Raw genomic sequence first — 13,527 nt, forward strand, 5'->3', positions numbered from 1 at the left:
TGGTCATATAATTTTTTTACTGCAGCTTTAAAATTGTCAAGACTATCTTTAGGGGTTGGTACTTTTCCTTTTTCTAACATATCTAACTCATCATTCATTAGTGCATATTTTATCGCACTACCACCGATATCTAATACTAAATAATCCATTATAAAAACCTCCTCACGTAAATAAATCTTCCTAATAATTATTTTATTAAATAATTAAATATTAGTAAAGATAAGATTTTTTACTTAATTAATTAAGTAAAATAAAATCAGTAAATTTTACTTAATTATTATAGTTAAAAAATAGGATGTTTTTAATAAAAATATGGTAAAATTTTTACAAAAAATCTTGGTACTACGTAAATTCATCCTATAAAAACTAAAAAATTCACATATATTACTATTATTGATTGCATTATTATAAATTATGAGTTATAATGTCATCGATGAAAAATTTAGTAAATAATTCCAGATATTTACTAAATATAAGAAAGGAGAACAACATGAAAAAATCAATTAAAATTCTTGTTGCTGGAGCGTTGGTAATAAGTTTACTGGCTTTTGCCAATATGCAACAGTGGCAAGTATATGCAGCAGAAGATTTAGTTGCTGATGGTGACTTTGATGAAATGCGCTCGGTAGATGTAAGCGCTTTTCCAAAGGATTATAACAACATGTCTACTGGTAAATGGTATTCATTGAACGGTGGTCAAATTAGTTATATTGGTTATGGTGAAAGTGAACGTTCTGCCATGTTACCGGCTAATAGTGATAACACCTGGCTAGGACAGATTGTTGAAGTTAAACCAAATACTTCATATGTATTTTCTGCTAGAATTAAAACAGAATTAGCTGGTGGAAATGCTATTTTACAAGTATTAGATGCTAGAACTGGAGGCAATATTGATGGAATTGACGAAGTATGGACTGGGGGAACTAACTGGAATAATCCTACCATTACTTTCAATTCTGGACAAAGAACTGAAGTTTTACTTCGGGTTTTAAAATGGACCGATGATGAAAGCAGCGATACTTATAAATCACGAGTTTATATCGATGAGGCTAAATTATTTACTAAAGGTGATTATGATGAATATACTGAAAATCAAAAGACATTGATCACTTTAGAAAATAAAGTTGGTAATAGTGATTTAGTTGGAATGACTAATGATCAAATAAAAGCTAATGATGGCTGGCCTCTAGGTTGGGCATCAGGAGATTATTATTCTAATGCTTCATCAGATAATCCTACAGTAATAGGAGAAGGTTATGGTGAAAATACTAATGGCTTTGTTTTACCAGCCGACAATGGTGATGTTTGGATCAGAACTGTAGCTGAAGTCGAACCAAATACTGATTACATCTTTAAAGTTAGAGTAAAACATAGTGATCCGCAAGCGGGGACGACAGTTTCAGTGGAAGGACCTAATGATGATAAAGATGCCACTACTACTCGTTTAGGGGAAACATGGCCAGGAGGGACTTCATGGTCAGATGTAGAAATTAAATTCAATTCAGGTTCTTACAATAAAGTTGTTTTAAATGTTTATAAGTATGGTTCACCAACAGGCACTGAAAGTGAACAAGCAACATATTATGGTACTGTTAATGTTTCTCATATGCGATTATATGAAGCTAAGCAATATGATGATTATCAAGAACAATTAAAACAACAAGAGCAAGAAGAACAGGCTAATCAATATAGCGAAGTGTGGCGTGATGATTTTGATACCTTAGATATGGATACCTGGAGTTATCAATTAGGTCACAAACGGGGTATTGAACCACAAGATTATGTTGCTAGCTCAGATAACGTTTTTGTTGAAGATGGAAATTTAGTTTTAAGAGCAACAAATAAAGATGAATATCGAGTTCATTATAATGCTGATGGTAGTGATATCGTAAAAAAATACGATTCTGGAAGTATTGCTACTTTTGGTAAAAAAGAATTTTTATACGGGAAAATTGAAGTAAGAGCAAAATTACCTAAGGGTGCTGGAGCATTCCCAGCTATCTGGACATTAGGAAATGACTTTACTTTAGATGGTTTAGTTGATAGTGACCAAGGTGTTGGTTGGCCAATGTGTGGTGAAATTGACATCATGGAATTAATTGGTGCTAATCCTAATGTAGCGGGAACAAGCGATAGTACTGTTCATGGTACTATTCATAATGGTATGACTGAAGATGGTGATAAAGCTCAAACTAACACATATACATTGCCTGCTGGGCAAACCTTTAATGATGACTTCCATACTTTTAGTATCGTATGGAATCCAGATACAATTCAGTGGTATGTTGATGATAATCTATATTCAACAGTTTATATTACTGATTTAGATTATTTCCAAAAACCACATTACTTATTATTCAATTTAGCCGCTGGTGGTGAATGGCCTGGTTTCCCTAATGATGAAACTCAATTCCCAATGGACTTTGTAATTGATTATGTAAGTTACAGTCAAACAGCTGCTCAAAAAGAAGCTGCCGATCGTTACTATCAAACTTGTCCAACAATTAGTGGCGTTCAAGATATTACTATTAGCAGCGAAGATCAATTAACTGATTTATTAGCTAATGTATCAGCAACTGATTACAATGGGCAAAGTCTTGAAGTTAGCTGTTCAGTTAATGATGGTTATAAATTAATGTGGAATGGTGAAACAAGAACTAGTGAAATTGATTTTAGTAAAGAAGGAACTTACGAAATTGTTTATTCAACAGTAGGTGAAACCAATATTTATACAAGAAAAATTGCAACATTGCATGTGGTAAATTAGAGAAAGAGTAGGTTCAGAATATGAAAAAAAGAAAAATATTGAAAGGAGCACTGGCATTTATGTTAGCATTAACGGTCGTAAGTCAATTTGCCTATACTATTGTTAATGCCGATATGCTAGATGACTCTGATTTGGAAGATAAAACTGTTGTCGAACCTGAAGCATGGGGTGCCACACCAAATGAAGCACAATTGCAATATCATGATGAAGAATTGGCGGCATTTGTTCATTTTGGAATGAATACTTATACTGGTCTTGAATGGGGTGACGGAACTGAAGATCCGGCTACATTTAACCCAACTGGTGATATTGCTGAATACGCTGAATCATATGTTGAAGCATTGAAAAATGCCGGGTTTGAACGTTTAATTGTTACAGCTAAACATCATGATGGATTCTGTATTTGGCCAAGTGCATATACTGAACATGATATCGCTAATTCACCATATAAAGATGGTCAAGGTGATATCTTAGCAGAAATTTCAGCTGCATGTACTAAGTATGATATGGATATGGGATTATATTTATCTCCTTGGGATGTTAATGCTGAAAGTTATGGTTATTATGATGAAAATGGTAATCCATTGCTGGATGAAAATGGTAATCCAGTTGATGGTATGACTATGGATGAAGTTAAAGAAAAAGATGTTCTAGATTATAATGATTATTATGTTAATCAAATTTTAGAAATCGTAACTAATCCAATTTATGGTAATAATGGTCGTTTTGTAGAATGGTGGATGGACGGAGCCAAAGGTGAAGGTGGCGACGCTCAAGAATATGATACTGAAAGAATTTTATCTGCGATTAAAGAAAATGAACCAGGTATCTTAATTTTTGGTGGTGGAACTGATGGTGGTATCCACTGGATTGGTAATGAAAAAGGTCAGGCAAGCGAAGAGACTTGGGCTAAAGTAGATTCTGTTAAAGGTGATGGTTATAGTGAAGAAGATGGCTTTACTTATGGTATCCCTGATGGAGATCACTGGTCAGTACCGGAAAGTGATGTCAGCATTACAGCAGGATGGTTCTACCATGATGGTGATAATCCAAAATCAATGTCACAACTGGCTAAAATTTATTTTGACACAGTTGGAAATGGTTCACCATTGTTATTAAACTTCCCACCAAACCAAAGTGGTGATTTAGATGGTAGCATTTATTCTCGGCTAAATGAGTTTAAAAATGCTATTAGTGAAACTTTTGCAACAAATTTATTAACTGATAATGCTAGTGCTATGGCTTCTAGTGTTTATGAAAATGCCTTACAATATTCACCAACAAAAGCTATTGATGGTAATGATGATACTTATTGGACAACTGAACAAGGAACTAATACTGGTACTATCGAAATTCAATTTGATGAAGCTCAGGAATTTGATGTTGTTTCAATTGAAGAATATATTACTAAAGGTCAAAGAATCAGTGAGTTCAATGTTGAATATCAAAATGCTAATGGTGATTGGGTAACTTTTGGTGATGGAAAGACTATCGGCGCTAAAAAGTTATTAAGAAGTGATCCAGTTACAGCTACAGGACTTAGAATCAATATTACTGGTTCTCAAGCTGAACCAATGATCAGTGAAGTAGGTGTTTATAAAGCTGCTGAAGCTTTTGAAACAACACAATCTTTACCAGAAGCATATACTAAATTTGTTCCAGGTGATGAGGGATTAGAATTAAATAAAGGTTCTTGGAACGAAGATGGTGCAGGAAATACTGGTTGGCATGAAGAAGATGATGGCAGCTATACAACTACTGATGGTTGGGCAACTATTAAATATACTTTTGAAGGAACATATTTTGCTATAGTTGGTACTAAAGGACCAGGTTATGGAGCAATCGATGTTTACATTGATGGTAAATATATTACTTCAGCTAACTGTTCAGCTTCTTCAGAAACTCCAGGTCAGATCTTGTATGAATCACCAACATTATCCAATGGTGAACATACAATTCAAATAACTACTGGTACTAGTAGAGCACCAATTAACTTTGCGTATGGTTATTATTTAGGAGTTAATGAAAACGGCTTGTTTGAAATTGAAACTGATTCATATCAAGTTATTGAAGGCGATTCATTGAAAGTTAAGATTAAACGTACTGGTGGATCTACTGGTGAAGTAACTGTTAATGTTACTACGCCACCAGGAACAGCAGTTCAAGGTCAATATTATGAAAATATTACTAACGAAACTATTACATTTAAAGATGGTGAGAAATCAAAATATGTAACTATCAACACTATCGATAACTTAGATGTAACGGGAAATAAAGATTTCTATGTTGAAATCTTCACACCTACTGGTGGTGCTCAAATTGGTATGAAGAGTACTGCTCGTATCGTAATCGTTGAAAATGATAAACGCGTTGAAGATGCTGTAAGTCAAACTTCTAATATCTCTCAATCATGGTATAAAGAAGAAGGCTGGGCAGCATTTGATGAAGCTTACTTGAATGCTAAAGCAGCAATTGATAATGATTCAATTAGTGATAGCGATAAAATTAGACTATCTAATGCGTTAATGACTGCTTATAATAATTTACAGCCAATCAGTCAATATACAGTTAGAAATCCATTGATCATGCCTGATAATTTTGACAGTGAAAAATTATTAGAAGCTGAATTAGGTATTTTAGATTCTAAACATGAAAATATCGTTAATGATGAATATTTGAAGATGGTCAATAATAGTAGTTACAGTAATGGTCGTTTAATTGATAAAATCAAAGAAGGTAATACCGTAACTATTCCATTAAAAACAGAGTATGCAGGAACATATAGTTTTGATTTTAACTATAAAGCTACTGCTGATATGACATTATCTATTAGTGGTGAAGGTATTGAAAGCAAAACAGTATCATTAGCTGCCAGTGATGAACTAATAACTGAAACAGTTGTCGTTTCAATCAGCAATCCTGGTTTAACTAATATGGTAATTACAGCTAGTGATGAAGGAATGCTGGCAATTGACAGTGCTAATGTTAAACTAACTAGTCTTGAAGTTACTACTCCAGCGGTAGTGGGAATTCGAATTGACAGTGTTCCATTTAAAACTACTTATGCTATTAATGATGAATTAGATTTAACTGGTTTAAAAGTTATCGCTGTATTAGAAGATAGCAGTGAAATGGATATTACCAGTGATGTTACAGTTTCTGGTTTTGATTCAGCTACAGCTGGAACAAAGACGGTTACAGTTCACTATGGACCAAACTTTGAAACAACATTTACTGTTGAAGTTAAGACTAAATCTGATGATGTTGGTAGTGGTGATGATAATCAGTCAACTCAAGATCCAAGTCAAGGAATTGGAGATACTAATAATGGAACAGGTACTACTAATAACGCAACAAGTGATCAATCACAAAACAATACTAGTGTAAGTACTGGTGATCAACAAGTAATTGCCGTATTTGTTTTAGGAGCTATTATTTCAGCTTTAGGATATGTTGTTATTAAAAGAAAAAGAGCTTAGCAATTATTTAAAGGAATGTATTTAAAGGAATGACACCGGTCATTCCTTTATTAATTTTATCTTGGCCTGCTTTATGATATAATGAAAGTAATAGGAGGTAGATTTCATGAATAAAGAAACTTTAGATTATGTCGTTACTAAAACTAATGAATTATTACAAACAGCTACTTGTTGTCAGGAATTAAAGGATATAGCTACTGAATTTTTAGCAGCATTAGGGACTGATCAAGAAAAAGAGATGACTAAAAAATATTTAGCGGAAATTGAAGAAGATATTATGCCAATTGATAATCTAATTGCCTTTGCTTCTAGTGAAGCTGGAGCAAGTGTTTTTGGAAAAGATAAAGCTCAAGAAGTAGCAACGCATGCTAAAGAAATAAAAGCATCAGGGGCTAAATATTGTGATTGTCCGGCTTGTAAAGTATGTGAAGAAATTCTTAGTCAAAAAGAAGCTCTGCTTTAAAAGTCAATGTGTTAAAACATTGGCTTTTTTATTTGTGAAAGCAATATTTTCTATTATATAATAATAACTAGAAATATATAAATAATCAATAAGAGGTAGTCTATGGAAAAATATCAGCAATTAAAAGAACTATTTGAATCAAATCGTGATGATCAAAATGCTCAAAAAATGGCTAAATATATGCGAAATCTATTTAAATTTTATGGGATAGCTACTCCCAAAAGAAAAGCCATTTGTCGTGATATTTTAAAACAGGAAAAAAAGAATCGTGTCATTGATTGGCAATTTTTAGATTATTGTTATCAAGATGATTATCGGGAACTTCAATATTTTGTAGGTGACTATTTAAAAGCTATGCAAAAATATCTTACTTATGATGATATTGATCATTTAAAGCAATATATTCAAACAAAACAGTGGTGGGATACAACAGATTTTTTTGACCAGATTATCGGTAAAATTGGACTTCAAGATCAACGGGTTGCCAATTTAATGTTACAGTGGTCGCTTGATGAAGATTTTTGGCTTCGTCGCATTGCAATTGATCATCAATTATTGAGAAAAGATAAGACCGATACCCAGCTTTTAGAAACAATAATTGTCAATAATTTAAATAGTAATGAGTTTTTTATTAATAAGGCGATTGGCTGGAGTTTGCGTGATTATTCTAAAACCAATCCTGATTGGGTGCGATCTTTTATCGCTAAATACCACGATAATTTATCTAGTTTAAGTATCAAAGAAGCTAGCAAATATTTATAAAGCGAGGTGATGGTGTTGTTAATTAGAGAAAATTTAAAGGAACTGACCACTCTTTCTAGTTCTGAACAAGAAGTGGCGGCTAATATTTTAAAATTAGGAATTGAAATTAAAGACATGTCAGTTCGAGAATTAGCTAGCTATTCATATACGTCGACTTCAGCGGTAACGAGATTATGCAACAAGTTAGGATTTAAAGGCTATAAAGATTTTAAGATTGCATTTTTAAATGAAGAAGAATATATTAATGATTATTTTAATAAGATAGATGCTAATTTTCCTTTTAGTAAAGATGATAATCTAGCCCGAGTTTGTCATTCAATTGCCCATCTTTATGAAGAAACTTGTAAAGATACCCTATCTTTAGTTGATTATCCAAGATTGATCCATGCGACAACATTACTATATAAAGCTACCCATATTTATATCATCTGCATTGGAGTTGGTTTAGATCTGGCCAAGGTTTTTGCAGATCGTATGATGCGAATTGGAAAGACAGTAATCGTATCTGATAATCCCAATAATCAATTTTATTATACATATCATGCTAAAAAGGATGAATGTTTTATTTTTATTTCATATACGGGCACTACTTTAAGGACACGACAGTATTTTAAAAACGTCGTTAATTCACCAGCTAAAACAATTTTAATTACATCAATAGGTGAAAATTGTTTAAGTCAAGATGCTGATGTTGTTTTGCGGATGACTACTAGAGAAAAGTTGTACAGTAATATAGGTTCTTTTTCAACTAGTGTTTCGATTATGTTAGTGTTGGATTTATTATATAGTAGTTTTTTTCATAAAAATTATGATGAAGCGTTTAAATTGAAAAAACAGTTTTCCTTAGATTATGAATATAATCGCTCTAGTGATAATGAAGTAATGAAAGAAGATTAATGAAAGCATTGGAAACAATGTTTTCATTTTTTTGTACTTTAAAAACTTGAGTTTGAAAACGCTGTTTTATCTTTAGGCTATTTTGTAGATAAATTCTGTATTTTTGGTATTCTATAGACAACAAAGGTAGAGAAAAAAGGAGAGAAGAAAAATGAGTTTACCAAAAGATTTTTTATGGGGCGGAGCAACAGCCGCTAATCAATATGAAGGTGGTTATTTAGAAGGCGGAAAAGGACTATCAATTGCTGATGTTGAACGTGGTGCTAGTCATGGTGTTAGACGTCAAATTGATGACTATGTTCATGAAGGAGTATTATATCCAAGTCATGAAGCAACTGATTTTTATCATCACTATAAAGAAGATATTAAATTATTTGCGGAAATGGGATTTAAGTGTTTTAGAATGTCAATTGCCTGGACCCGTATTTTTCCTCGTGGTGATGAAGATGAACCTAATGAAGAAGGGTTGAAATTCTATGATAATGTTTTTGATGAATTATTAAAATATGGCATTCAACCAGTAGTTACTTTATCACATTATGAAACACCATTAACATTAGTTCAAGAATATGGTTCTTGGCGTAATCGTAAGTTGGTTGATTTCTTTGTTAAGTATGCCACAACATGTTTTAAAAGATATAAAGGTAAAGTTAAATATTGGATGACTTTTAATGAAATCAATGCCACAATGCGGGTACCTAGACCATATCATCAAGCAGGAATAATATTTAAAGAAGGCGAAGATCAAGGAAAAACAGTTGTTCAAGCATCACATCATATGTTTGTTGCCAGTGCTAAAGCGGTAATTGAAGGACATAAAATTGATCCTGAAAATAAAATTGGTTGTATGCTTTTAGTACCAGAAACATACGCAGCTACTTGTGCTCCAGAAGACCAGGTTGCTGTTAGAGAGAAAATGATGCCACTTTATTATTATGGAGATGCTCATGTAAGAGGATATTATACTAATACTTGCACGGCAATGTGGAAAAGATTAAATACTACAGCACCAGAAATGGAAGATGGTGATTTAGAAATAATGAAAGAAGGAAAAGTTGACTATATTGGATTTAGCTATTACTTTTCATCAATTGAAGGAAGCAATGTTGAAGAAATTGAAGGAAATGTTATTAGTGGTGGTCGCAATCCTTACTTAAAAATCACTGATTGGGGTTGGCAAATTGATCCAATTGGTTTAAGAACAACTCTAAATAAATTATATGATCGCTATCAAGTACCATTATTTATTGTTGAAAATGGAATGGGAGCGAGAGATAAAGTTGAAGATGATGGAAGTATTCATGATCCATATCGAATTGAATATTTAAGAGAACATATCAAAGAAATGATCAAAGCAGTAGAAGAAGATGATGTTGATTTAATGGGATATACGCCATGGGGATGTATCGACCTAGTTTCAGCTGGAACTGGTGAAATGCGTAAACGTTATGGTTTTATCTATGTTGATAAACATGATGATGGTAGTGGAACATTGGCTCGAAGCAAAAAAGACTCATTCTACTGGTATCAAAATGTCATTAAAACTAATGGTGAAGAATTATAGTTTTTAATAATGGAAGAAAGGAATAATCAATGGAATTTATTTACTATATCTTTTTACCAGCATTAGCTGGAGGTTTGGTCCAAGGAGTTACCGGTTTTGGAGCTGGGGTAGTCATGATGATGTTTTTACCATTAACATTCAGCGTGGTTCAAAGTGCCGGGATTTCTAGTGCTATTTGTGTAATCTTGTGTGCTGCTATGGTCTATCGTTATCGTAAGACTATTAATGTAAAAAAGATTATCGCTCCAGCAATTTTATATCTAGCAGTTAGTAGTGTTTCCATTCTTTTTGCTAAGATGATCAATCAGGAAGTCATGAAGATTATTTTAGGAATCTTCTTGATCATACTAGCAATTTACTTTCTGTTTTTTAGTAAGAAAACGATTGAACCAGAAGGGATTGTTTCAATTCTTTGTATTGTGATTTCTGGTATGTGTGATGGTTTATTTGGAATCGGGGGACCACTGATGGTTATCTATTTTCTGGCAAAAACTAGCAGCAAAGAAGAATATTTGGGAACAATTCAATGTTTCTTCCTGGTTAATGTAGCTTATGCCACTATTTTTAGAATTTTTAATTCAATTATTACTGTTTCCTTATTACCAGGAATTGCTTTAGGAATGGTAGGTATTTTATTAGGATTATTTATTGCCAATAAGATCGTTGATAAATTAGATGGCGAATTAATAAAGAAATTAACATATGTTTTAATTGGGTTATGTGGTATTTCTAATGTAGTAACTACCTTATTATAATTTGGGGATAAAGATGGAAAATGTTTTAGATTTATTTAGATTAAATAATAAAGTAATTGTTGCCACTGGAGCAACTGGGTATCTTTGCTCCCATTTTTATTGAAGCCGATGGACAGCCCGGTGGTGATCTGGCAATTATCGATATTCCAAGTAATGAAGATAAACTAAAAGAATTAGCAGCAAAATTCATGTGCAATATGGAGTAAAAGTTAAATATTATTTAGTTGATAATTCAAAAGAAGCTGACGTTAAAGCGGTCAGTGAACAAATTATTGCTAATTTTAAGACAATTGATGGGTTGACCAATGCGGCTGGAGTTAATCAGCATGGAAGTATTCAAGATTATACCGGTGAAGATTATGCCCAATTAATGAACATTAATATTGTTGGAACATTTCTTTGTTGCAAATATTTTGGTCAATATATGGTAGCTAATAAAAAAGGTTCAATTGTCAATATTGCCTCATTTACCGGTACGATTGTTAATAAACCGCCATTCAATATGTCAGGGTATTGTACTAGTAAAGGTGGCGTGTTACATTTAACACGTAGCGTTGCCAGTGAATATGGAGAAAGTAATGTTCGGGTCAATAGCGTTTCGCCAGGCTTTTTAGAAAAAGGAATGAGCAATGTTAAAAATTTCATTAAATTAGATGATGATCTACGGGTTTTCGAAAATTCGATGAATAATACTCCAATGCATCGAGTAGGAAAACCAATTGAATTAGCGGGGGTTGTATTATATTTATTATCCGATGCTTCAACTTATACTACTAGAATTGATATCATGATCGACGGTGGTTATCATATCTGGTAATAATTAGCATTTAAATTTTATTAATTATACTTCCAATACCAATTATTTAGCTTTTATAGTATAATAGAAAAAGTTAAGTAATTGGTTTTTTATTTGGAAGGAGTCTTAAAATGAAAATAGTTTTATTAGAAGAATTAGGGGTCGCTAATTCAATTATTGAATATCATCAAAATAAACTAGCTCAAATGGGACATGTTTTGAAGGTGTATAGTAAGCAAGAAACACAAGTTCATCAAGAAAATTATTGTCAAGATGCCGATGTAATCATGTTGGCTAATATGCCTCTTGATGCTAAAGTTATTGAAACAGCAACAAATTTAAAATATATTGATGTTGCTTTTACTGGAGTTGATCATATTCCAATGGAGTTAGCAGCTAGTAAAAATATTCAGGTTAGTAATGCTTCAGGATATGCTACTCAAGCAGTCAGTGAATTGTGTATTAGTTTCATGATTCAATTACTAAGAAAGATAAAGGAAACAGAACAGCAATGTCGCAGTCAGGGGACTAAAGACGGCTTAGTTGGCAGTTTATTAAATGGAAAAACAGTCGGAATTATTGGAGCTGGGGCAATTGGTAAAAAGACGGCAGCGCTGACAAAAGCTTTTGGTTGTAAGGTAATTACTTACAGTCGTTCAAAAGTAACGGATCCTGTTTTTGATCAACAAGTAACTCTAGAAGAGCTATTACAAAATAGTGATATCGTTTCTTTGCATTGCCCTTTAACAAAAGAAACTGAAAACATGATTGGTCAAAAACAATTAAATTTAATGAAAAAGACCGCTATTTTAATTAATACAGCTCGAGGAAAAGTAGTTGATTCTTCAGCACTGGCAAAGGCATTAAATAGCGGTGATATCGCTGGAGCGGCAATAGATGTTTTTGAAACGGAGCCACCAATTGCAACAACTCATCCGTTATTAAATTGTCGCAATACTATCGTTACACCACATATTGCTTTTGCTTCTAGGGAGTCAATGGAACAACGAGCTGAAATTGTCTTTGATAATCTTTATGCCTGGTTGGCTGGAAAGCCTAAAAATCTTGTCGGTTAATTATTATGAAACAAAGATATGAAATAAATCCTTTAGATGGCTCAGGCAAAGAATTATATACTTCATGTAAACGATTGTTATATAAATATAATCAAACAACAATTGAACAATATGATAAGCGAAAAGCGATGCTATCAGATTTATTAGCTAAAGCTGGCGCTGATAGTTATATTGAACCACCTTTTTATTGTGATTATGGTAAAAATATTAGCATTGGGACTAATTTTTATGCTAATTATGGATGTGTGATGGTCGATACAGCAAAGATCATTATTGGTGATCATGTTTTATTAGGACCAGGAGTGCATATCTATTGTGCCAGCCATCCTCTGGATCCAACTTTAAGAAAAACCGGGCTGGAATATGCGATGGATGTTGTAATTGAAGATAATGTCTGGATTGGTGGTCATGTGACTATTAATTCTGGGGTTACCATTGGAAAAAACAGTGTGATTGGTTCCGGTTCTGTGGTCACTCATGATATTCCCGATAATGTGGTGGCTGCTGGTAATCCCTGTTGTATTTTGCATCCAATTGAAGGTGATTAAAAAAATGTCTTGACGACATTTTTTTAAAATAAATTTTCAGCTTTGCTGTAAGAATATAATAAATCAACAAACATTGAATAACTATTAGTTCCCTCACTGACTGAATTGATTTTTAAATATGTATCATTGACAGTATTAGTAAGTGAACTTAAAAAGTCACCATATTGATTCCAAAATTCATTATTGGCTGTTAAATCATCGATCACTATTTGGGGTAATCTATCATAATATTCACTGACATCCTGACCGTTTTTTCTTAAAGCATTATTGACATAAATAAAAGCTGTTAAATAACCAATGTCATTAAGTTAAGATGATAAAATTTTAGCCAGGAATTATATGTAAATATATTTTTCCTGGTTTTTAATATTTATTCAAGCTAAAAAAGTGTAGTCTTGAAACTACATTTTTCAAGGTATA

At 32.8% G+C, this 13,527-nt stretch carries 11 protein-coding genes; 10 read left to right on the forward strand and 1 reads right to left on the reverse strand.

Annotated elements, in window-relative coordinates:
• The first annotated feature begins 490 nt into the window (after positions 1-490).
• The 10 genes from Q0K54_RS02590 (at position 491) to Q0K54_RS02635 (ending at position 13,107) form a co-directional block, all read left to right on the forward strand.
• The gene (locus Q0K54_RS02590; protein WP_294578286.1) at positions 491-2,767 is read left to right on the forward strand and encodes a glycoside hydrolase family 16 protein; all 2,277 of its coding nucleotides are present in this window, start codon (positions 491-493) and stop codon (positions 2,765-2,767) included.
• 20 nt (positions 2,768-2,787) lie between these two features.
• Complete coding sequence (locus Q0K54_RS02595; protein WP_294578287.1) at positions 2,788-6,246, forward strand: alpha-L-fucosidase; 3,459 nt, start codon at positions 2,788-2,790, stop codon at positions 6,244-6,246.
• 106 nt (positions 6,247-6,352) lie between these two features.
• Complete coding sequence (locus tag Q0K54_RS02600; RefSeq protein ID WP_294578288.1) at positions 6,353-6,709, forward strand: molecular chaperone Hsp90; 357 nt, start codon at positions 6,353-6,355, stop codon at positions 6,707-6,709.
• A 102-nt stretch (positions 6,710-6,811) separates the two neighbouring features.
• Positions 6,812-7,471 (forward strand): DNA alkylation repair protein, encoded by a 660-nt coding sequence (locus Q0K54_RS02605; protein WP_294578289.1) that lies wholly within the window; start codon positions 6,812-6,814, stop codon positions 7,469-7,471.
• Positions 7,472-7,486: 15 nt separating this feature from the next.
• Positions 7,487-8,368, forward strand: coding sequence for a MurR/RpiR family transcriptional regulator (locus Q0K54_RS02610; RefSeq protein ID WP_294578290.1), 882 nt, complete (start codon positions 7,487-7,489; stop codon positions 8,366-8,368).
• 151 nt (positions 8,369-8,519) lie between these two features.
• Positions 8,520-9,932, forward strand: a complete 1,413-nt coding sequence (locus Q0K54_RS02615; RefSeq protein ID WP_294578291.1) for a 6-phospho-beta-glucosidase — start codon at positions 8,520-8,522, stop codon at positions 9,930-9,932.
• 29 nt (positions 9,933-9,961) lie between these two features.
• The gene (locus Q0K54_RS02620; RefSeq protein ID WP_294578292.1) at positions 9,962-10,687 is read left to right on the forward strand and encodes a sulfite exporter TauE/SafE family protein; all 726 of its coding nucleotides are present in this window, start codon (positions 9,962-9,964) and stop codon (positions 10,685-10,687) included.
• Between the two features lie 190 nt (positions 10,688-10,877).
• Positions 10,878-11,504 carry an SDR family oxidoreductase gene (locus Q0K54_RS02625; RefSeq protein ID WP_294578293.1) on the forward strand — a complete coding sequence of 209 codons (627 nt, stop codon included), beginning with the start codon at positions 10,878-10,880 and terminating at the stop codon, positions 11,502-11,504.
• Positions 11,505-11,614: 110 nt separating this feature from the next.
• Positions 11,615-12,559 carry an NAD(P)-dependent oxidoreductase gene (locus Q0K54_RS02630; protein WP_294578294.1) on the forward strand — a complete coding sequence of 315 codons (945 nt, stop codon included), beginning with the start codon at positions 11,615-11,617 and terminating at the stop codon, positions 12,557-12,559.
• A 5-nt stretch (positions 12,560-12,564) separates the two neighbouring features.
• Positions 12,565-13,107 carry a sugar O-acetyltransferase gene (locus Q0K54_RS02635; RefSeq protein WP_294578295.1) on the forward strand — a complete coding sequence of 181 codons (543 nt, stop codon included), beginning with the start codon at positions 12,565-12,567 and terminating at the stop codon, positions 13,105-13,107.
• A gap of 23 nt (positions 13,108-13,130) precedes the next feature.
• On the opposite strand, the gene Q0K54_RS02640 is transcribed toward Q0K54_RS02635, so the two are convergent.
• Positions 13,131-13,406: a DUF3810 family protein gene (locus Q0K54_RS02640; RefSeq protein WP_294578296.1), complete on the reverse strand. Its 276-nt coding sequence runs from the start codon at positions 13,404-13,406 to the stop codon at positions 13,131-13,133.
• Between the last annotated feature and the right edge of the window lie 121 nt (positions 13,407-13,527).

The organism is uncultured Thomasclavelia sp. (assembly GCF_944324745.1).
Classification (GTDB): domain Bacteria; phylum Bacillota_I; class Bacilli_A; order Erysipelotrichales; family Coprobacillaceae; genus Thomasclavelia.

Excerpts from the sequence above, each read along its gene's own strand:
- Q0K54_RS02590 (WP_294578286.1), top strand. The coding sequence starts at position 491 with ATGAAAAAATCAATTAAAATTCTTGTTGCTGGAGCGTTGGTAATAAGT.
- Q0K54_RS02595 (WP_294578287.1), top strand. The coding sequence starts at position 2,788 with ATGAAAAAAAGAAAAATATTGAAAGGAGCACTGGCATTTATGTTAGCA.
- Q0K54_RS02600 (WP_294578288.1), top strand. The coding sequence starts at position 6,353 with ATGAATAAAGAAACTTTAGATTATGTCGTTACTAAAACTAATGAATTA.
- Q0K54_RS02605 (WP_294578289.1), top strand. The coding sequence starts at position 6,812 with ATGGAAAAATATCAGCAATTAAAAGAACTATTTGAATCAAATCGTGAT.
- Q0K54_RS02615 (WP_294578291.1), top strand. The coding sequence starts at position 8,520 with ATGAGTTTACCAAAAGATTTTTTATGGGGCGGAGCAACAGCCGCTAAT.
- Q0K54_RS02620 (WP_294578292.1), top strand. The coding sequence starts at position 9,962 with ATGGAATTTATTTACTATATCTTTTTACCAGCATTAGCTGGAGGTTTG.
- Q0K54_RS02630 (WP_294578294.1), top strand. The coding sequence starts at position 11,615 with ATGAAAATAGTTTTATTAGAAGAATTAGGGGTCGCTAATTCAATTATT.
- Q0K54_RS02635 (WP_294578295.1), top strand. The coding sequence starts at position 12,565 with ATGAAACAAAGATATGAAATAAATCCTTTAGATGGCTCAGGCAAAGAA.